Source organism: Allobosea sp. OK403 (assembly GCF_900113835.1).
GTDB lineage: Bacteria > Pseudomonadota > Alphaproteobacteria > Rhizobiales > Beijerinckiaceae > Allobosea.
In genome coordinates this window covers 1,094,479-1,114,279 of sequence record NZ_FOQV01000001.1, presented here as the reverse complement: position 1 = coordinate 1,114,279, position 19,801 = coordinate 1,094,479, and the positions used below count along the sequence as shown (strand labels likewise).

At 65.0% G+C, this 19,801-nt stretch carries 21 protein-coding genes; 7 read left to right on the top strand and 14 right to left on the bottom strand.

Features of this window, described 5'->3' with window-relative positions:
- Positions 1–88 precede the first annotated feature (88 nt).
- The 7 genes from BMZ97_RS04860 to BMZ97_RS04830 form a co-directional block, all read right to left on the bottom strand.
- The gene (locus tag BMZ97_RS04860) at positions 89–1,006 is read right to left on the bottom strand and encodes a sigma-70 family RNA polymerase sigma factor (protein ID WP_092166006.1); all 918 of its coding nucleotides are present in this window, start codon (positions 1,004–1,006) and stop codon (positions 89–91) included.
- A complete protein-coding gene (locus BMZ97_RS04855) occupies positions 1,003–1,467 on the bottom strand; it encodes a carboxymuconolactone decarboxylase family protein (protein ID WP_092166635.1) in 465 nt (154 codons plus the stop codon). The genes BMZ97_RS04860 and BMZ97_RS04855 overlap by 4 nt, the downstream gene beginning before the upstream one ends.
- A 62-nt stretch (positions 1,468–1,529) precedes the next feature.
- Positions 1,530–1,958, bottom strand: coding sequence for an HIT family protein (locus BMZ97_RS04850; RefSeq protein WP_092166004.1), 429 nt, complete (start codon positions 1,956–1,958; stop codon positions 1,530–1,532).
- 58 nt (positions 1,959–2,016) lie between these two features.
- A complete protein-coding gene (locus BMZ97_RS04845; RefSeq protein WP_092166002.1) occupies positions 2,017–2,802 on the bottom strand; it encodes a hypothetical protein in 786 nt (261 codons plus the stop codon).
- Positions 2,795–4,051 carry a GNAT family N-acetyltransferase gene (locus tag BMZ97_RS04840; protein ID WP_092166000.1) on the bottom strand — a complete coding sequence of 419 codons (1,257 nt, stop codon included), beginning with the start codon at positions 4,049–4,051 and terminating at the stop codon, positions 2,795–2,797. The genes BMZ97_RS04845 and BMZ97_RS04840 overlap by 8 nt, the downstream gene beginning before the upstream one ends.
- On the bottom strand, positions 4,048–4,812 hold the full coding sequence (locus BMZ97_RS04835; protein WP_092165998.1) for a glycerophosphodiester phosphodiesterase family protein: 765 nt from the start codon (positions 4,810–4,812) through the stop codon (positions 4,048–4,050). Before BMZ97_RS04835 ends, BMZ97_RS04840 begins: the two co-directional genes overlap by 4 nt.
- Positions 4,812–5,282 carry a RidA family protein gene (locus BMZ97_RS04830; protein ID WP_092165996.1) on the bottom strand — a complete coding sequence of 157 codons (471 nt, stop codon included), beginning with the start codon at positions 5,280–5,282 and terminating at the stop codon, positions 4,812–4,814. The genes BMZ97_RS04835 and BMZ97_RS04830 overlap by 1 nt, the downstream gene beginning before the upstream one ends.
- A 196-nt stretch (positions 5,283–5,478) precedes the next feature.
- On the opposite strand from BMZ97_RS04830, the gene BMZ97_RS04825 reads away from it, so the two are divergent.
- On the top strand, positions 5,479–6,330 hold the full coding sequence (locus BMZ97_RS04825) for a cell envelope integrity EipB family protein (protein WP_175525425.1): 852 nt from the start codon (positions 5,479–5,481) through the stop codon (positions 6,328–6,330).
- Here BMZ97_RS04825 and BMZ97_RS04820 read toward each other — a convergent pair.
- Complete coding sequence (locus tag BMZ97_RS04820) at positions 6,287–7,612, bottom strand: DNA polymerase IV (protein ID WP_092166634.1); 1,326 nt, start codon at positions 7,610–7,612, stop codon at positions 6,287–6,289. The two genes, BMZ97_RS04825 and BMZ97_RS04820, sit on opposite strands and share 44 nt — an antisense overlap.
- Before the next feature lie 29 nt (positions 7,613–7,641).
- A complete protein-coding gene (locus BMZ97_RS04815; RefSeq protein WP_092165992.1) occupies positions 7,642–7,932 on the bottom strand; it encodes a DUF3572 domain-containing protein in 291 nt (96 codons plus the stop codon).
- A gap of 139 nt (positions 7,933–8,071) precedes the next feature.
- Here BMZ97_RS04815 and BMZ97_RS04810 point away from each other — a divergent pair, with 139 nt between their 5' ends.
- The gene (locus BMZ97_RS04810; RefSeq protein ID WP_092166632.1) at positions 8,072–8,443 is read left to right on the top strand and encodes a response regulator; all 372 of its coding nucleotides are present in this window, start codon (positions 8,072–8,074) and stop codon (positions 8,441–8,443) included.
- A gap of 18 nt (positions 8,444–8,461) precedes the next feature.
- Positions 8,462–9,838, top strand: a complete 1,377-nt coding sequence (locus BMZ97_RS04805; RefSeq protein WP_092165990.1) for a PleD family two-component system response regulator — start codon at positions 8,462–8,464, stop codon at positions 9,836–9,838.
- Positions 9,839–10,164: 326 nt separating this feature from the next.
- On the opposite strand, the gene BMZ97_RS04800 is transcribed toward BMZ97_RS04805, so the two are convergent.
- Complete coding sequence (locus BMZ97_RS04800; protein ID WP_092165988.1) at positions 10,165–10,365, bottom strand: hypothetical protein; 201 nt, start codon at positions 10,363–10,365, stop codon at positions 10,165–10,167.
- Between the two features lie 452 nt (positions 10,366–10,817).
- On the opposite strand from BMZ97_RS04800, the gene BMZ97_RS31155 reads away from it, so the two are divergent.
- Positions 10,818–11,024, top strand: coding sequence for a hypothetical protein (locus BMZ97_RS31155; RefSeq protein ID WP_175525424.1), 207 nt, complete (start codon positions 10,818–10,820; stop codon positions 11,022–11,024).
- 89 nt (positions 11,025–11,113) lie between these two features.
- On the opposite strand, the gene rpmG is transcribed toward BMZ97_RS31155, so the two are convergent.
- The 4 genes from rpmG to rnr form a co-directional block, all read right to left on the bottom strand.
- Positions 11,114–11,281, bottom strand: a complete 168-nt coding sequence (gene rpmG, locus BMZ97_RS04790) for a 50S ribosomal protein L33 (protein WP_038367996.1) — start codon at positions 11,279–11,281, stop codon at positions 11,114–11,116.
- A gap of 192 nt (positions 11,282–11,473) precedes the next feature.
- On the bottom strand, positions 11,474–12,208 hold the full coding sequence (locus BMZ97_RS04785) for an NUDIX hydrolase (protein ID WP_244546230.1): 735 nt from the start codon (positions 12,206–12,208) through the stop codon (positions 11,474–11,476).
- Complete coding sequence (locus BMZ97_RS04780) at positions 12,205–12,648, bottom strand: DUF983 domain-containing protein (protein WP_092165986.1); 444 nt, start codon at positions 12,646–12,648, stop codon at positions 12,205–12,207. Before BMZ97_RS04780 ends, BMZ97_RS04785 begins: the two co-directional genes overlap by 4 nt.
- The gene (gene rnr / locus BMZ97_RS04775; RefSeq protein ID WP_244546229.1) at positions 12,648–14,966 is read right to left on the bottom strand and encodes a ribonuclease R; all 2,319 of its coding nucleotides are present in this window, start codon (positions 14,964–14,966) and stop codon (positions 12,648–12,650) included. Before rnr ends, BMZ97_RS04780 begins: the two co-directional genes overlap by 1 nt.
- A 656-nt stretch (positions 14,967–15,622) precedes the next feature.
- Here rnr and urtA point away from each other — a divergent pair.
- The 3 genes from urtA to urtC all read left to right on the top strand — a co-directional run bounded on the left by urtA (position 15,623) and on the right by urtC (position 19,800).
- On the top strand, positions 15,623–16,909 hold the full coding sequence (gene urtA, locus BMZ97_RS04770; RefSeq protein WP_092165982.1) for an urea ABC transporter substrate-binding protein: 1,287 nt from the start codon (positions 15,623–15,625) through the stop codon (positions 16,907–16,909).
- A gap of 138 nt (positions 16,910–17,047) precedes the next feature.
- Positions 17,048–18,661 carry an urea ABC transporter permease subunit UrtB gene (urtB, locus tag BMZ97_RS04765; protein ID WP_175525423.1) on the top strand — a complete coding sequence of 538 codons (1,614 nt, stop codon included), beginning with the start codon at positions 17,048–17,050 and terminating at the stop codon, positions 18,659–18,661.
- Positions 18,658–19,800 (top strand): urea ABC transporter permease subunit UrtC, encoded by a 1,143-nt coding sequence (urtC, locus tag BMZ97_RS04760; RefSeq protein ID WP_092165980.1) that lies wholly within the window; start codon positions 18,658–18,660, stop codon positions 19,798–19,800. Before urtB ends, urtC begins: the two co-directional genes overlap by 4 nt.
- The last annotated feature ends 1 nt before the right edge of the window (position 19,801 follow it).

The window sequence follows — 19,801 nt, the reverse complement described above, 5'->3', positions numbered from 1 at the left end:
CGTTTCTCCGAAACGCGGAAATGCTCTAACTCTTTGTTTTATCGCATTTTCTTTACGCGAACCGGTATCCACTTCGCTCGGAAACGCTCTAGAGCGAGCCGTGATCCGGGCCGTCCGGCAGCGAAACATGCCGCAGTTTGTCGGGGTTGCGGATGACATAGATGGCCTGGATCAGGCCGTCGCGGATATCGAGCGCGGTTGCCTGCAAGGTCTCGCCACGTTCGAGACTGATATAGCCCGGCAGGCCATTGATCAGCACGGGCTCATAGCGCGTGGTCGCGAGACCGAGCCTTGCGACCTTCTGGGCAATGCCTGCGAAGAAGCGCGCGACCTTGTCGAGGCCGAAGATCTGGTTGATCGAGGCCGCCACCTTGCCGCCGCCGTCGCTGTGCAGGACGACATCGCGTGCGAGCAGTTGCTGCAGCAGGGTCGGGTCGGATTGATGCGAGGCCTTGAAGAAGGCCTCGGCATAGCGCGCCGCCTCCTCGCGAGAGACGCTGTTGCGCGGGGGCAGGTCGAGCCGGACATGCTGGCGCGCCCGAGTAGCGAGCTGGCGGCAGGCGGCCTCGCTGCGCTCCAGCATGCGGGCGATTTCGGCAAAGCCGATATCGAAGATGTCGTGCAGCAGGAAAGCGGCCCGCTCCAGCGACGAGAGCCGTTCGAGCGCCAGCATCAGCGCGATCGGTGCATCGAGTTCGTCATCCACCGGCTCGCCGCTACCGAGGCTCTCGACGATCGGCTCCGGAAGCCAGGTTCCGACATAGAATTCGCGCCGGCTGCGGGCCGATTTCATCTGATCGAGGCAGAGCCGCGTCACCACGCGCGCCAGATAGGCGCGCGGGTTGATGATGTCTTCCTGTCCGGCCTCGTGCCAGCGCAGCCAGGCATCCTGCACCACGTCCTCGGCATCACTGACCGAGCCGAGCATGCGATAGGCCAGCCGGATCAGGAATGGCCTGTGCTGCTCGAACGCGTTGCTGGATGGGCTGTCCGGTCGCGCGATCATGCGGCGGCGAGCCGGCTGCGGTCCTGCGGATGCCGGGTGCGGAAGCCGGCATTGATGCGGTTCCAGAGGTTGATCGTACCGATCGCCACCGAAAGATTGACGCATTCGACCTCGCTGAAATGCTCACGCAATTCGGCGAAGGCCTCGTCGCTCGGGGCGCCCTGGGAAAGCCGTGTCAGCGCCTCCGTCCAGGCCAGCGCGGCGCGCTCGCGCGGGGTGTAGAGTTCCGATTCCTCCCAAGCGCTGAGCAGGTAAAGCCTCGCCTCGCTTTCTCCAGCTTTGCGGGCGTCGGCCGCATGCATATGCAGGCAATAGGCGCAGGAGTTGATCTGGGAGGCGCGCATCTTCACCAGTTCGAGCAGGCTGTGTTCCAGTCCGGTGTCCTGAGTGTATTTTGACAGGGCCAGGACGGCGTCGATCGCGGCGGGGCCGGCCTGGAGGGCGTTGAGGCGTTGGGTCATCTTGGTCTCCATCGAGGTTCGATGAAGGCAAGACGAGACAGCGCCGATGGTTGTGACATCGCTCAGGGATTTTTTAGCGCGGCCCGGATTTTTTCGGCATGAGCGGCCAGCACATCGGGCTTTTCCATGGCGCCGGTATGGGGCCTGAGCGCGACGCCATCGAAGCGCGGCATGACATGAACATGCAGGTGGAACACGACCTGCCCGCCAGCCGCCTCGTTGAACTGCTGGATCGTGACGCCATCGGCGTTGAAGGCTGATTTGACCGCCCGCGCCAGCGTCTGGACGCTGAGGGCGACGGATGTCAGCGCCTCGGGTGGCGCATCGAAGACATTGCGGCAGGCCGTCTTGGGGACGACCAGGACATGCCCGTCGGCACGCGGCATGATGTCCATGATCGCGATGGTGTCGGCGTCCTCGTAGACCGTGTGGGAAGGCAATTCGCCGCGCAGGATCTTGGCGAAGACGTTGGAGGGATCGTAGGCGCTCATTACGGGACCGGCAGGCTGGAGGCGGGAGAGCGCAACCTGTGGCTCGCCCGCCGCGCCGTCAACCCGTCGCGATGTGCGCAGCCGCAAGCGGCAGAATCTCCTCGACCACGCTGTCGAGCACGAGATCGTCGCAGGCGCCGAGGATTTCGAACGCCGTGGCCTTGAGACGCAGCAGCGGTCGGTCCCGCCAGCGCATCACGATATCCGCCAGCGCCGCGGTCTCCCCGGCGTCGAGATCGTCCGTCAGATTGTAGAGGCCGACCAGCCAGAGATCGCCGGGCGAGCGTCCGAAGGCCTGCTGCACGGCTTGCAGCATGTTCATGCCGTCGCGCTTTTCCGGATAGGCGGCGAGATAGAGCCGGCCACGATTGACGTTGCCCGAGAACAGGCCGCGCAGTTCGACAGCGAAAGGCGGGATCGCGCAGAGCGCTCGCCGCGTCTCGTCTGCGATGGTCGGCTCCGCAGCGGCCCCGAGCGAGCCGCAGATCGTCGCATGCAGCCTGTCCTTGCGGCGCGGCAGGATATCCCAGGCGATCTTGGCAGCGAAGGGCGCGGCCTTGATCTCAGCCTCCAGAGCGAGAAAGGCGGCAGACCCTCGCAAGGCCTCGTCCGGAACCGGCAGGACAAGCGAGAACACCGGTGGATGCCGCCCCCTCTCGTAGAACTTGCCCTCCACCCACGGGATGACACGCGGGTGGTTCGGCGCAACGAGCGGCAGATGGGCGAGCCGATAGCTGTCATCCAGCGTTAACGGCACCGAGAAATCGGTGAGGCTGCGGCGATAGCCGAGTTCGGAATCGTCGCAGAAGAGGCTGGCGCTACCCGCGCAAGCAACCTCAGTCATCGGCGCCCCCGCCTTTCCTGAAGGGGCTTTCCGCTGCAAGCGCCTCCCGCGCCTGCGCAATATGCTGGCGCTCATTGACGAGATAGGCGGCGACGGCGCGGCGAAGCCCGGGATCGGCAAGATGATGCAGCGAGCGCGTCAGCACCGGCCGGTAGCCGCGTGCGAGCTTATGCTCGCCCTGCGCGCCAGCCTCGACGCGGCTGAGCTTGTGGGCGATCGCATAGTCGATCGCCTGATGGTAGCAGAGCTCGAAATGCAGGAAGGGGTGATCCTCGATGCAGCCCCAGTTGCGGCCATAAAGCATGTTGGCGCCGCGGAAATTGATCGCGCCGGCGATATAGCGGCCAGCGCGTCTGGCCATCATCAGCACGATGCGCTCGCCCATCGCCGCCCCCACCGCTGAGAAGAAGGCGCGGTTGAGATAGGGCCGGCCCCATTTGCGCGAGCCGGTATCCTCGTAGAAGGAATGGAAGTCGTCCCAGACGGCTTCGGTCAGGTCGGAACCGGACAGGACCTCGACCGTGATGTCGGCTGAGAGTGCCTCGCGCCGCTCGCGCTTCAGCGCCTTGCGCTTGCGCGAGGCCAGCGTTCCCAGGAAATCGTCATAGGTTTCAAAGCCTTCGTTGCGCCAGTGAAACTGAAGATCGTGCCGCTCCAGATAGCCGGCCTCGCGCAGCGCCGCGATGTCGGGCTCCTGGGCGAAGGTGACATGGACCGAGGAGGCGTTCGCTTGCCCGCGCAATGCTTCCAGCCCGGCGATCAGCCCGGCGCGAGCCTCATCGGCGCGCAGGCCGTCCGCGACCAGCAGGCGCGGCCCGGTCGCGGGTGTGAAGGGGGCTGCGAGCTGAAGCTTGGGGTAGTAGCGCCCGCCGGCGCGCTCATAGGCGTCGGCCCAGGCATGGTCGAAGACATATTCGCCCTGGCTGTGGCTCTTGAGGAAGCTTGGCGCCGCCGCCAGCAGCGTGCCTTGCGCATCCTCGACCAGCAGATAGGCCGGAGACCAGCCGGAACGGCTGCCGACGCAACCGCTCTCCTCCAGGGCAAGCAGAAAGGCATGTGAGACGAAGGGATTGTCCTCGTCGATCACTGATGCGGAAGCGGGATCCTGGCAGGCCGGGGCCGGGGATGTCGCGGCCATGGCGGTGCGCAGCGCGAACGGATTGGCGCAGGCGTTCCATGCGGCGGCGGGCACGGTCTTCAAAGACGTCGCGACGCGCACCCTGAGGTCGTCGCGTCCGTCAACACTCAAGGTTTGAAGCCCTCGAAGACCATCTGGTCGGCATGCAATGCGGCCCGCTCGCGATCCTGAGCGTTGCGCACCGTCCAGCTCATCACCGGCAGGCCCAACGCCTCCCGACAGAGATAGGGAGCCGCGCTCGGCAAATCAGCAACCTTCCAGGACAAAAAATCCGGCTGGCTCTCGCCGAAATGCAGCAGATTGGCCAGCGCATGTTTCTGGGTGGCGTCGAGGTGATCATAGTCGGGATAGGAATAGTCGCTCATCGCCACGATTCCGCGCGGGATGCCGGGTGCGAGTTTGCGCAATGCCGTGACGATCACGGGGTCGAAGGATTTCAGCACGATCGGCTGGCCGGAGCGCTGGTTGACGATCTCGGCCGTGCGCTGCGCCAAAGCGAGAGCACCGTCGAAGCGGCTCTTGACCTCGATCACCAGCGGCACACGTCCCGCGACCGCATCGAGAAAGGTGTTCAGCGTCGGAATGCGGTCACTGCTGTCCGTCAGGGCGATTTCGGCCAGAGCCTGCGCGCTCCGCGCGTTGACGAGCCCGGTCTCGGCCGTCAGTCGGTCGAGCACGAAATCGTGAAACACCATCGCCTCGCCGTCAGCGCTGAGCTGGACGTCGCATTCGATGCCGAAGCCGCCAGCGATGGCGGCCTCGGCTGCGGACAGGCTGTTCTCGATCAGCCCGACCTTCGCATCATGCAGGCCGCGATGCGCGATCGGCCGGGCGACGAGCCAGCCGAGTCCGGATGTCGCAAGCCGCACCATCACGCGATCTCGAACATCGCCTCGACTTCGACGGCGGCGTCGGCCGGGAGCTCGGCGACGCCGATGGTCGAGCGGGCATGGCGGCCCTTGTCGCCGAGCACCTCGACCATCAAATCCGAGGCGCCGTTCATGATCGCTGGCAGGCCCGCGAAATGCGGCATCGCATTGATGAAGCCGCCGAGGCGCACGCAGCGGGTGATCCGGTCGAGATCGCCGAGCGCGGCCTTGGCTTGCGCCAGCACGTTGATGGCGCAGAGTCGCGCCGCCTCGATGCCGGCCTCGTTGAAGATCTCGGCGCCTAGCTTGCCCTTGTGGCTGTCGGAGAGCTTGCCATCCAGCCCGAAGCAGAGCTGGCCGGAGATCACCAGCAGCTTGCCAGTGATGACATAGGGCACGTAATTCGCGACCGGGGCGGCCGGCGAGGGCAGGGTGATGCCGAGTTCGGCAAGCTTGGCTTCGATCGCGCTCATGGGGCGTGCTCCGGCTTAATGGAATGAAACCTTCATGGCCGATGGCCGTGCAAGCCGCAAGCGGCCTCGATATGCTCGCAAGGCGGCTCGGACCGGCGTTCACGAGGGCGGCTTTACGCCTTGTTTGCGCCACTGCTGCAATGCACCTAGATTCATTCGAGCACCTATTCGATCACCTAGCAGAGCGGCAAGTGTCATGAGCATGAACGGATTTGGCCTTGCGAGTACCCTGGCGAGCATCCTGAGCACGGTCGCCGTGCTGGCGAGCGTCGGCGCCTCGGCCCAGCCCCAATCGGTCGGGCGCGTGGTTCTGGCGCCCCATCGTGCAGTCTATGATCTCGTGCTCGACGACGACAAACCCGCCACCAGCATCGAGGCCGCGCGCGGCCGCATCGCCTTCGATTTCACCGGCGATGCCTGCGAGGGTTACGTGCTCTCCTTCCGCCAGGTCACGCAGGTGAGCAGCAGCGAAGGCGGCCCGCGCACCATCGATGCGCGCACGACGAGCTTCGAGGCAGGCGACGGCGCGAGCTACCGCTTCAAGACCGAAAGCTCGGCTGGCGGCGCGCCGGCCGAGATCGTCGACGGTTCGGTTCAGAAATCCGGTGGCGGCTACGAGATCAAGCTCAACGCGCCCAAGCCCGAGACGGTGCGCCAGACGACGGACGCCCTGTTCCCGAACGCGCAGATGAAGGCGGTGATCGAGGCCGCGCGCGCCGGCAAGACCACGCTGAACGTGCGCCTCTATGACGGCGCCAATAGCGGCAAGGAGGTCTATGACACGCTCTCGGTCATCGGGAAGCGGATCGAGACCAAGCCCTCCGAGGCGCCGCTGCAGCGGCCGGAGTTCGAGACGTTGGCGCGTTGGCCGGTGTCGATCTCTTATTTCAAGGTCGATTCCGGTGAGACCACGCCATCTTACACCATTTCCTTCGAGCTTTATGAGAATGGCGTGACCGGCGCGATCAAGCTCGACTATGGCAGCTTCGCCCTGCGCGGCACGCTCACGCGTCTGGATCTTCTTCCGAAGCAGGATTGCGCGAAGTAGCGCTCGCGCCGCTGGCCCGCTGCGGCCCGCGCAGACTGAGGCCCTTGCCGATCGACGCATCGCCGAAGCGGGCGCGCAGCGCGTCGAGCGCGCCTTCCATCGCCTTCAGCCTGGGCGTCGCGACATCGGCGAGGTCGCCATGGTCGGCTTCCTCGGGCGCGCTGAAGTCACTCGCGCCGATGCCGATCAGCCGGTAGCGCTGGCCGTTGCATTCGCGCCTGAGCAGGTCACGTCCGGCGGCGAACAGCCTGGCTGCCAATTGTGTTGGTTCCGGCAGGCGGCTGGCGCGTGTAATCGCGTGAAAATCCGCCGTCTTCAGCTTCATCGTGATGGTCCGGCCGGCGAGAGCCTGGGCCTTGAGGCGTTTCGAGGTCTTCTCGCAGAGCCGCCACAGCACCGGCTCGAGATCCTCGAAACGCGACAGGTCGGTGTCGAGTGTGGTTTCGCTGGAAACGCTCTTGGTTTCGCGGTCGGGCGTGACCTGGCGCTCGTCGATGCCGTTGGCGAGCTTCTTCAGCCGCGGCCCATCCTTGCCGGCCAGGCGGAAGAGCTTGTCGATCGGCGCTTCGCGCAGATCACCGATCAGGCGGAAGCCGGATTCGGCGAGCTTGGCCGCGCTTGCCTGGCCGACGCCGGGAATGAGGCTGACCGGCTTCCTCGCCAGAAAAGCGACGGCCTCCGCCCGCCCGATCACGGAGAAACCGCGCGGCTTGTCCATGTCGGAGGCGACCTTGGCCAGGAACTTGGCATAGGACAGGCCGACGGAGATGCTGATCCCGACCTCGCCTTCGATCCGCTTGGCGAAGCGCGCGAGCGTGATGGCGGGGCTGGCGTGATGCAGGCGCTCGGTTCCGGCGAGGTCGAGAAAGGCCTCGTCGATCGAGAGCGGCTCGACCAGTGGCGTCAGCTCCTGCATCAATCGCCGGACCTCGCGCCCGGCCGCGACATATTTCGCCATGTTCGGCTTGACGACCACCGCCTCGGGGCAGGCCTCCAGCGCCTTGAACATCGGCATTGCCGAACGCACGCCATAGGTCCGGGCGATATAGCAGGCCGTCGAGACCACGCCGCGCTTGCCGCCGCCGATGATCACCGGCTTGTCGAGTAGCGTAGGATCGTCGCGCTTCTCGATCGCTGCATAGAAGGCGTCGCAGTCGATATGGGCGAGGCTTAAGGTATCGCGCTCGGGGTGGCGCAGCAGCCGGGGTGAGCCGCAAGCCGGGCAGCGGCGCAGCGCCGCGATTGCCTCCTCATGATCGATGAGGCAATCGCGGCAGAGCACGCGCCGCGCGAGCTGGGCGGCCCTGTCGGTCACGGCGCCTCGTCCATTTGCGGCCCGGCGAGCCGACCGCGCGCCTGCGCGATAATTTCCGGATTCAAGCTTAAATTTCCGGCAAACTCTAACAGTAGCGAATCGCTGCCGGCGAGATGGTCGAGCACTGCGGCGAGGAAACCGGGCTCTTGCGCCGCAGCCCGCAGATTCGAGGGGCCGAGGCCGGTTTGCGCCAGAAACGGCTCCAGACGCGCCGGATCTGCAGCGAGGAAGCCCAGCGCGCGCAGCGCGAGAGTTTCAGCGTCCTCGACGGAGAGGGATCTTGCCATGGCGGGAGCTGCCTTCCGAATCGAGCTTCAGGTTTGCGTTTCGTCAACGGCTCTCATGCTAACGTAATCTTTGAATGAGGCCGCCAACTTGTGATGGCAGGATCGAGATTGCCTGTCAGTGGCGCGTTTGAAGGGCGGCATGATGAAGACGGTTTTGATCGTCGAGGACAATGAGCTCAACATGAAGCTCTTCAATGATTTGCTTGAAGCGCATGGCTATGCGACGCTGAAGACTGCCGATGGCATCGAGGCGATCGAACTCGCGCGCACGCATCATCCCGATCTGATTTTGATGGACATCCAGCTTCCCGAGGTTTCGGGGCTCGAGGTCACCAAATGGATCAAGGAGGATGATGCCCTCAAATCTATCCCTGTTATCGCGGTGACGGCTTTTGCGATGAAGGGTGACGAAGAACGTATCCGCGAGGGAGGCTGCGAGGCTTACCTCTCCAAGCCGATCTCGGTGGCAAAATTCTTGGAGACGGTCCGCGCCTACGCTGGCCCAGCCTGAGGCTTCGAAAGCAAAACCATGTCAGCCCGTGTCCTCGTCGTCGACGACATCGTCACCAATGTGAAGCTGCTGGAGGCGAAGCTTTCAGCGGAGTACTTCGACGTCGTGACCGCGCTGAACGGAATCGAGGCGCTGGCGATCTGCGAACGCGGCGAGGCGGACATCGTCCTGCTCGACGTGATGATGCCGGGCATGGACGGCTTTGAGGTCTGCCGGCGTTTGAAGAACGGCGCGACCACCGCCCATATCCCGGTCGTGATGGTGACGGCGCTTGACCAGCCCGGCGACCGCCTGAAGGGGCTGGATGCCGGGGCTGACGATTTTCTGACCAAGCCGCTGGACGACACAGCGCTGTTTGCCCGCGTGCGCAGCCTTGTGCGCTTGAAATCCGTTACGGACGAGTTGCGCAACCGCGCTTTCGCCTCGCGCCGACTCGGCATCGCCGACCCGCTTGCTGCCGCAGCCTCCGAGACCGGTCTGAACGGCCGCATCCTGGTGATCGAGGACCGGCCAACCGTGACCGAGCGGCTGTCGAGCGCGCTTTCAGCCTTTCACATCGTCGAGATCGAGACCGACCCGCATCAGGCCCTGGTGCGGGCCGCCGAGGGCGACTACGACAGCGTCCTCGTCAGTCTCGACCTCAAGGCCTATGACGGCCTGCGGATCTGCAGCCAGCTGCGCTCGCTCGAGCGCACCCGCAACGTCTCGGTGCTGATGCTGGGCGAGGCCGAGGATCGCACCCGCATCCTGCGCGGCCTCGAGATTGGGGCCCATGACTTCCTGATCCGTCCGGTCGACCGCAACGAGCTCTTGGCGCGCGTACGCACGCAGGTGCGCCGCAAGCGCTTTACCGAGCGGCTGCGCGACAGCGTCCAGTCGTCCATGGAAATGGCGGTGATGGATCAGCTCACCGGCCTGCACAACCGCCGCTTCATGGACAGCCGCATGGGCACGATGTTCGATGAATCGGCGCTCAGGGCCCGCTCGCTCGCCATGCTCGTCCTCGATGTCGATCGCTTCAAGGTCGTCAACGACACCTGGGGGCATGATGCCGGCGACGAGGTGCTGCGCGAATTCGCCGATCGGGTGCGCGCCTGCACGCGCGGCATCGATCTGGTCGCCCGGATGGGCGGCGAGGAGGTCGTCGTGGTGCTGCCGGATACCTCTCTGGACGCGGCCTGCGCAGTTGCAGAGCGTATCCGCGAGCGGGTCGAGGCCGAGCCCTTCAGCATCCACCGCAACACCCGCTCCATCACGGTGACGGTCTCGATCGGGGTCTCGAGCCGGCGCGCGGGCGATGCCTCGGCGGCGGAGATGATGAAGCGCGCCGATGATGCGCTCTACCGCGCCAAGGATGCCGGGCGAAACCGCGTCATCGTGGCCAATGCCGCCTGAAAACCGGCTCCAGCGCTCTGGAATGGTTAGCAGGTAGGGTTAAGCATCGATGAATATTGGTGAATCGGTCCAATTGGATTGATTCGGGAGGGCCTGCCTGTAGGGTCGGTTCAACGCAGCGGCTATCGGTTGCTGCTTCGAAACGCCCTTCGGGCTCCCGGATCCGCCGCATCTCCTGGGAAACCGATGGGCTCGGCCGGTCGGTGACGGATTTCTGGCCTCATCAGAACCGTCGCCGGCCGACCACCCCCCTCAAGACCTGATGCAGACGGAGCCGTCCCGGTATCCGGGCGACGGCATGTGCCTCCTATGTCCGAGAGCGGTCTTCAGAAATAGCGCGAGACCAGCGCCGGCAGGGCGTAGCCGAGCCCGGCGAAGAGCGCGAGGATGGCAAGCAGCATCAGCGCTGCCTTCAATCGGCTGAGCGCGAAACGCGACGAATCGACTTCCACGAGCAGCTTCAGGAAGCGACGCCACGGGCTGTGACCTGGCGTGAGGGGCTCGACATGCTTGTCGCCGCTGCTCAAGGGCTACGTCCGATCGGGGAGGAGGATAAGGTTCAAACTGGCAGGCGCCGGCACCGTCTCGACAGCCCGCGCGAGCCCACAAGTCCTTCGGCCTGCAAAGATCGGGCGAGAGGCCCATGCTACGCCAGCTATTGCCGGCGCCAAGTGACATATTCGTCGCAGGCGGATGCAAAACTTGGCCGCCCGCCAGGCCGCTATCGGCTTCGGAAATTGCAGCGCAGCAAATCGATCAACGGTAGCGCTCCAGCGTGATACCCTGATGACGATTCGCAATCCAGCTTGTTCGGATTGCGAAGATGCTGGCCTGACATCCTCAATCTATGGAGCGACCCATGCGTACCCTCGCATTGGCGCTCTGCCTTACGGCATCACCGTGGGGCGGAGGGCTTGTCTACGCGCATAGTTGGTACCCCTATGACTGCTGCAGCGACCGCGATTGCTGGCCCATGGGAATGGACCAGGATGCCCGCGAACCCGATCCCCGCGTCGTTCCCGGCGGCTACATGACCCATGACGGTCATTTCGTGCCGGAAAGCGCCACGCGGGTTTCGAAAGACGGGCGTTTTCACATCTGCCGGAGCGGGGGCACCCTGACCGGGACCGTGATCGCGCCGTCGCAGCGGCCCTTCTGCCTGTTCGTGCCCAAGCCGTCCTACTGACGGACGCGTCGCGGCAGGTCGAAATGAAAAACCGCCCGGGATACGGGCGGTTTTTCGAGAGCGTTGTTATGCCTGAAGCGTAACCAGGATCACTTGATCTTGGTTTCCTTGAACTCGACGTGCTTGCGCGCGACGGGATCGTACTTCTTCTTGGACATCTTCTCGGTCATCGTGCGGGAGTTCTTCTTGGTGACATAGAAGAAACCGGTATCCGCCGTCGAGAGCAGCTTGATCTTGATGGTCACGGCCTTGGCCATGGGATTATCCTCGAGCCTGAGGGGCTGGTGAGGCCCTATAAAAAGAAAATGGCCGGGCGGACCCGGCAAACCGTCGGGTGGGGGAATGCCGCAACGAGCCGGCGAAGTCAAGAAAGAATGGCGCGTGCCTGGCTGTTTCCGCCGTGTTGCGTCATGCGGCGCAGCATGGCGCCGCGATGGTGGCTGCAGCCTCTATAATTCCTCGCGAACGAAGCGGCCGTTCTTCTCCCAATAATAGGGAACCGGCAGATAAGGCGCAAAGCCCGCGCTGAGCCGTGCGTCGACTTCCTTCAGAATCACCTGCGTGATCGTCGGCAGATCGAGCTTCTGCGCGTCCGCGAACGTCACCCAGACGAGTTCGATCAACTCCGAATCGGGGCCCGTCACTCCCTCGACCTTCCCGGCGAGGGCACCATAGTCGATCGTGAAGAAGCGAGTGTCGAAGCGCTTGGGTCGGCGCGGCGGCGTTACGGCCCGGGCGACGAATGTAATGGCGCTGAGGTCGGGGAAAATGCCGTGGCTGGCGAAACCCGCCCAGCTGCCGGCCGGTGGCTGCTCGGGCGTGCCGAGCTCGCTCGAGCCGAAGAGCAGCCCCGTCTCCTCGAAGGTCTCGCGAATGGCGGCCAGCGCCAGCGCCCGCGCCTTCATCGGGCTCGGGCGCTGCGTACGCGCCATCAGCCGGTTTTCGCAGATCTGGTCGAGCGCGCCGGTTGCCGTCATGCGGCGGTCTTCCGGATCGATCCTGCCGCCGGGAAAGACGAATTTCCCGGGCATGAACTTATGGCCGGGATGGCGCTTGCCCATCAAAACCCGTGGCGTCCTGGCCGAGCGGTCGATGATCAGCACCGTCGCTGCATCCTTGGGGCGCAGATTGACCGTGACGCGCGCGCGTTCGGCCTGCGTCAGCGTTACGACATGGTCGCTCACGGGCGCAGCAACGTGGCTGCGGGCTGGCGCTCCGGCCGTGGCGGCTCGCCGTCGAAGCCATGCATGCGCATCGCCCATTGCAGGCCGACCACGCCGCCCTTCACCGGCTGCATCATCACGAGGCAGAGCAGGACCGTCAGGGCGGGCCAGATCGCCATATGCAGCCACATCGGCCAGTTGGCATATTTCTCGGCCATCAGCAGGCCGCCGACGACGATATGGCCGACGATGGTGATGACGATATAGGGCGGCAGGTCGTCGGCGCGCTGATGATGCATCGCCTCGCCGCACACCTCGCAGGTATCGACAGGCTTGAGGAAGGCGCGGAACAGCTTGCCTTCGCCGCAATGCGGGCAGCGCCCCATCAGGCCGCGCCCGATGGCGCTGCGCCAGTCGCGTTCGACCGGCCGGCCCACCGCGTGATTGATTTGAACAGACATCAGCGCCTCTTGCCGGGCTTCTTGCCGCCCGCCTTGCCGAAGGACGGCTTCGCCCTCGCGCGCCCTGATATAGGGGGGCGTGCCGAGCGATTGCCAGAGCGTCCCGGTGTCACATGCCGGCCCTCGGAGAGCAATTCGAAGCGCAGAGCGCCTGCCACCGGGGCGGCTTCGACGAGGCGCACATGCACCCGGTCGCCCAGGCGCCAGCTCTCGCCGCTGCGTTCCCCGATCATGGCGTGGGCGGCTTCGTCGTAGCGATAATAGTCGGCGCCCAATGTCGAGGCGGGGACGAAGCCGTCGGCGCCGGTGCCGTCCAGCTTCACGAACAGGCCCGCCCGATTCACGCCGCCGATGCGCCCATCGAAGCTGGAGCCGATCTGGTCGGCCAGGAAATGCGCGATCAACCGGTCCGTGGTCTCGCGCTCCGCTGCCATGGCGCGGCGCTCGGCCGCCGAGATCCGGGTCGAGACCTCGCGCAATTCGGCGAGCGTCGTCGCCTTCGGCAGGCCGTCATCTCCGGCCCGCATGGCGGTGATCAGAGCGCGGTGGACGATAAGGTCGGCATAGCGCCGGATCGGCGAGGTGAAATGGGCGTAGCGGCGCAGGTTCAAGCCGAAATGCCCGTAATTCTCGGCGACATATTCGGCCTGGGCCTGGGTCCGCAGCACGACCTCGTTGAGGAAGAGCTCGTTCTCCGACCCCTTGATCATGGCCAGGATGCGGTTGAACAGCACCGGCCGCAGCACACCCTCCTTGGGCAGCTTGATGCCGATCGAGGCCAACACCTCGCCGAGCGCCCGCATCTTCTCCAGCGATGGCTCGTCATGGCAGCGGTAGATCAAGAGGCTGCCGGCCTTCTCCAGGGTCTCGGCGGCCGCGACATTGGCGAGGATCATGAACTCCTCGATCAGCTTATGCGCCGCAAGCCGCTCGGGCACGATGACGCGGTCGACCGCGCCGTCGGGTTTCAGCACCAGCTTGCGCTCCGGCAAATCGAGATCGAGCGGCTGGCGCGCGTCGCGGGCGCGGGAGGCGATGCCATAGGCGGCCCAGAGCGGCATCAGGATGGTGTTGCGGATCGGGCTGGTGGTTTCGTCCGGCTTGCCGTCAATCGCGGCCTGCGCCTGCTGGTAGGACAGCTTGGCGGCCGAGCGCATCAGGATGCGGTGGAAGGAATGGGTCTTCTTGGAGCCGTCCGATTTCAGCACCAGCCGTACCGCGAGAGCCGGCCGGTCTTCGCCGCCACGCAGCGAGCAGAGATCGTTCGAGATCCGCTCCGGCAGCATCGGCACGACCCGGTCGGGGAAATAGACCGAATTGCCGCGCTCCAGCGCCTCGCGGTCGAGGCTGGAGCCTGGCCGGACATAAGCCGCGACATCGGCGATGGCGACAGTGACGACATAGCCGCCGGGATTGTCGGGATCGGCGTCGGGTGCGGCGTGGACCGCGTCGTCATGGTCCTTGGCGTCGGCGGGGTCGATCGTAATCAGCGGCAGATCGCGCCAATCCTCGCGGCCGGCGGTGCCCGCTGGGCGCACAGCGTCGGCCTCGGCGATGGTCGCCGGTGAGAAGACGTTGGGAATGCCATGGGCGTGGATTGCGATCAGGCTGACGGCGCGCTCCGATTTGATCGAGCCGAGCCGCTCGCGCACATGCGCCTCGGACGGCCCGAAGCGCGTCTCGTTGCGCAGCGAGACGGAGACGAGGTCGCCATCCTGCGCCTCCGCCGTGCGGCCCTTCGGGATCAGCGCCTCGCGGCCTTGCGCCTTCTTGTCGATCGGGATCAAGCGGCCGCTGCCGTCGGGCAGGGCGCGGAAGATGCCGAGCACCTGGGTCTTGCCCTTGCCCATGATCTTCAGCACGCGGCCGGAATAGGCGAATCCGTCGACGCCCTTCAGTCGGGTCAGCTTGAGCAGGACCTGATCGCCGACACCGGCTGCCGGAGCCGCGTTGCGCTTGGCGCGGAACTCGCGTGCCCGCTCGATCAGAATGCGCGGCGCCACGCCCTGGTCGGCCTCGTTCCATTCCAGCGGGGCCGCGACGAGGTCGCCGTCGCGATCCTTGGACTTGATCTCGCTCAGCAGGACGGGAGGCAAGGCGCCACGCGGATGCGCGACCAGCGTCCCATTCCCGGGAGCATCGACAGCCTGATCCTCCTGGATCTCCTTCAATAGCCGCTTCAGCCAGATCTTGCCTGCGCCGGACAGCCCGAAGGCACGCGCGATCTCGCGGCGGCCGGCATCGCGGCCGGCGGCACGCTCGGTCTCGATGAAGTCCAGGATCGCCTCACGGCTCGGCTCAGGCACGGGCGATGACACGATATCGGCTCGTCAAATCGGGGGAGGGCGAAGAAAACACAGCTCCTGTCTGCCATGAGCGCCGCGTAGACGCCAGAACCGGTATCGCCGTATCCGCCAATGAAAGCATCCCAAATGAAAGAAGGGCCGCCCTTGCGGGCAGCCCTTCCATTGTCGAACCGCGGTCCGGCGAGCCGGACCCAAAGGCGCGAAAACTCACGCGGAACAAGAACCCCATTGGGAATGAGTCCAGGTCCACCCGCTTTGCACCAGCGGTTGATGACAATGAGACACTGGATCACCTCCTTTCAGTTGTTACCGACAAGCACAGGCTAGGGCGATTCTCGGGCCGGCGTAAATGTCAAAAAAAGCGCTTCCTTCGTCAGGCGAAATGCCGCGACAGCCGGCAAAATGAAGCTCTTCGGATCGCCTGCCGAAAAGATAGGCGGAAAGATTGCGTAATAAACAGGCAAATGCGTCCGCCTCGCATCATCCTTGCGTGCATGGCGGCCTGCCTCGCAGGAAATTCGGCAAAAGCTGCCCATACGGCAGAGATTTGCGGACTAAACCGTCGCGAAAGGCTCGTTGGCATGTCGCTTGCGAGCCCGCTCCTCCGGGCCGGGGAGGCCTGTCGGCGCCCACTCAAGGGTGCATTCAACAGGATTGGTTCGGGGGACATGTCCGTGAGCAATACTCGTCGCGTTATTTTGGGCGCTGCACTTGCAGGCGCCGCATTTCTGGGGACGCTCCTGCCGGCCGCAGCGCAGGAGACCATCAAGGTCGGCATCCTGCATTCGCTCTCGGGCACGATGGCGATTTCCGAGACGACGTTGAAGGACGTCATGCTCATGCTCATCGACGAGCAGAACAAGAAGGGCGGCGTGCTCGGCAAGAAGCTCGAGGCCGTCGTCGTCGACCCCGCCTCGAACTGGCCGCTCTTCGCCGAGAAGGCGCGCGAGCTGATCGCCAAGGACAAGGTCTCGGCCGTGTTCGGCTGCTGGACCTCGGTGTCGCGGAAATCAGTGCTGCCGGTCTTCAAGGAGCTGAATTCGATCCTGTTCTACCCCGTCCAGTACGAGGGCGAGGAGTCGGAACGCAACGTCTTCTACACGGGCGCTGCGCCGAACCAGCAGGCGATCCCCGCGGTCGACTACCTCGCCAAGGAGGAGAAGGTTCAGCGCTGGGTGCTCGCCGGCACCGACTATGTCTATCCGCGCACGACCAACAAGATCCTCGAGGCCTATCTCAAGTCCAAGGGCGTCAAGGCCGAGGACATCATGATCAACTACACGCCGTTCGGCCATTCCGACTGGCAGACGATCGTGTCCGACATCAAGAAGTTCGGCTCGGCCGGCAAGAAGACCGCCGTGGTCTCGACCATCAATGGCGACGCCAACGTGCCGTTCTACAAGGAGCTCGGCAACCAGGGCATCAAGGCGACGGATATCCCGGTCGTGGCCTTCTCGGTGGGTGAGGAAGAGCTCGCCGGCATCGACACCAAGCCGCTGCTCGGCCATCTCGCTGCGTGGAACTACTTCCAGTCGGTGAAGACGCCGGAGAACGAAGCCTTCATCAAGCAGTGGAAGGCCTACAAGAAGAACGACAAGGCCGTCACCAACGATCCGATGGAAGCCCATGTCATCGGCTTCGCCATGTGGGTCAAGGCGGTCGAGAAGGCCAAGAGCTTCGATCCCGACAAGGTCATCGACGCGCTGCCGGGCATCGAGGCGCCGAACCTGACCGGCGGCATCTCGAAGATGCTCCCCAACCACCACATCACCAAGCCTGTGCTGATCGGTGAGATCAAGGCCGACGGCCAGTTCGACGTGGTCTCGAAGACCGGTCTCGTCGCTGGCGATGCCTGGTCGAAGGAACTCGATGGCTCCAAGGACCTGATCGGCGACTGGGTCGAGAAGAAGTGCGGCAACTTCAACGTCAAGACCGGCAAGTGCGGCGGCGCGTGAGGTCATGAGGGGGAGGGACGGCACGGGCGCAAAAGCCCGGCCGTCCTTCGGATTTCGACGAGACGCCTGCGGTTTTCGAGCCGGAGGCGTCCGTCACCGTCCAAGCAAGCTGCCGAGCCGCGAAACCGAAACGAGCCCATGCGAATTGTGTCCTGCCTTCTGCGCATGATCGCGCTAGCGACGCTGCTTGTGCTCCAGCCGGGCGCTGCGTCGGCCCAGGGTTCGCCCCAAGCTGCCGACGAGGCTTTTACCAGGCTCGGCGCCGACAGTTTTTCTGACACCAATCGCGCCATCGAGATCCTGATCGCGAACGCCCATCCGCAGGCCGCGATCATCATCGAGGCGCTGGCTGACGGCCGGCTCCTGGCCGGAGGCGGCGCGGTCGTCGTCAAGACCACGGATGGCAAGCTACTCGACGCCAGGACGGGCGCTCCGCTTGCCTCGGAACCGCCGGGCCTCGGCGCCGTGCGGCTCAACAATGGCGTCCGCCGCAATATCCAGGCTGCGCTCGGCGGGCTCGGCCTGCTCAATCCCGATGCCGGCAGGCGCATCGCCGCGGCCGAGGCCGTGTTCAAGTCTCGCGATGTCAGCGTGCTGCCGGTGTTGGAGACCGCGATCGGCAAGGAAACCGACACCCGCGCCAAGGCTGCCTTGCGTCAGGCCCAGGCCGCCATCCTGATCGCCAAGACGGACGCGCCGCCCTTCGACCGCCTCGCCGCCGTTGACGTGCTGCGCGAGCGCGGCGACCAGGATGCGCTCGCGACGCTGCGCTCGCTGCCCGGCGACGCCACGCCCGCATTGAAGGACGCGCAGGCACGAGCGATCACCGATATCGAGGGCAAGCTGGCGCTATGGCGCACCGCTCAGAACCTCTGGTACGGGCTCTCGCTCGGCTCCGTGCTGTTGCTGGCGGCGATCGGGCTCGCCATCACCTTCGGCGTGATGGGCGTGATCAACATGGCCCATGGCGAGATGGTGATGCTCGGCGCCTACACCACTTTCATCGTGCAGGAGGTCATCCGCACCCGCTTCCCCGGCCTGTTCGACTATTCGCTGGCGATCGCCCTGCCACTGGCCTTCCTCGTCGCCGCTCTCGTCGGCATCGCGATCGAGCGCGGCGTCATCCGCTTCCTCTATGGCCGGCCATTGGAGACGCTGCTCGCGACCTGGGGCATCAGCCTGATCCTGCAGCAGGCGGTGCGCACCGCCTTCGGCCCGACCAATCGCGAGGTCGGCGCTCCCGCCTTCATGTCGGGCGCCTTCGATCTCGGCGGCCTTGCCATCACCTGGAACCGGCTCTGGATCATCGTCTTCGCGGCCTTGGTCTTCGCTGCGCTGCTGGCGATCCTGAAGCTGACGCCGATCGGCCTGCAGATGCGCGCCGTTACCCAGAACCGGCGCATGGCCTCGGCGATGGGCATCCGCACCGGCCGAGTCGATGCCTTGACCTTCGGGCTGGGCTCGGGCGTCGCGGGCTTGGCCGGCGTCGCGCTCTCGCAGATCGACAATGTCAGCCCCAATCTCGGCCAGAGCTACATCATCGACAGTTTCATGGTCGTGGTCTTCGGCGGCGTCGGCAATCTCTGGGGCACGCTGGTCGGCGCGATGACGCTCGGCATCGCCAACAAGCTGCTCGAGCCCTATGCCGGCGCGGTGCTCGGCAAGATCGCGCTGCTCGTCTTCATCATCCTGTTCATCCAGAAGCGCCCGCGCGGCCTGTTCGCGCTAAAGGGCAGGGCGGTGGAAGCATGATCACCCGCTTCCTCATCCAGGGCATGGACAAGCGCGGCCTCGTCTTCCTCGCCGTGCTCGCGGCGCTGGCGATCCTCGTGCCACTCGCCAATCTGCTCCTGCCGCCGGGCTCGCTCCTGCATGTGCCGACCTCGACCATGTCGCTCTGGGGCAAATATCTCTGCTACGCGCTGCTGGCGATCTCGCTCGATCTGGTCTGGGGCTATTGCGGCATCCTGAGCCTCGGCCACGGCGCCTTCTTCGCGCTCGGCGGCTACGCCATGGGCATGTATCTGATGCGCCAGATCGGCTCGCGTGGAACCTATGGCAACCCGATCCTGCCCGATTTCATGGTCTTCCTGAACTGGAGCGAATTGCCCTGGTACTGGTACGGCTTCTCCTCCTTTCCCTTCGCGATGCTGATGGTCCTGGCCGTGCCGGGCCTGCTCGCCTTCGTCTTCGGCTGGTTCGCCTTCCGCTCCCGCGTCACCGGCGTCTATCTCTCGATCATCACCCAGGCGCTGACCTATGCGCTGCTGCTCGCCTTTTTCCGCAACGATATGGGCTTTGGCGGCAATAACGGCCTGACCGACTTCAAGGAGATCGTCGGCTTCAACGTCCAGGCGCAGTCGACGCGCGCGGCGCTGTTCTCGATGACCTGCATCATGCTGATCGCCGGTTTCCTGATCGCGCGCGGCATTGTCTCGTCGAAACTCGGCAAGGTCGTGATCGCCATCCGCGATGCTGAATCCCGCACGCGCTTCCTCGGCTACCGGGTCGACCGCTTCAAGCTCTTCGTCTTCACCGTCTCGGCCTGCATGGCGGGCGTCGCCGGCGCGCTCTACGTGCCGCAGGTCGGCATCATCAATCCCAGCGAATTCGCGCCGGCGAACTCGATCGAGACCGTGATCTGGGTCGCCGTCGGTGGACGCGGCACGCTGGTCGGCGCGGCCTTGGGTGCAGTCGTCGTCAACTACGCCAAGACCGTCTTCACCTCTGGCTTCATGGCGCCGTACTGGCTGTTCGCGCTGGGTGCGCTCTTCGTCTTCGTGACGATCTTCATGCCCAAGGGCATTCTGGGCACGGCGCAGGATTGGTGGACCCGGCGCAAGGCGCCGCCGGAGCCGTCGCCAGCGGCCGAACCGGCCCCGGCGGAGTGAC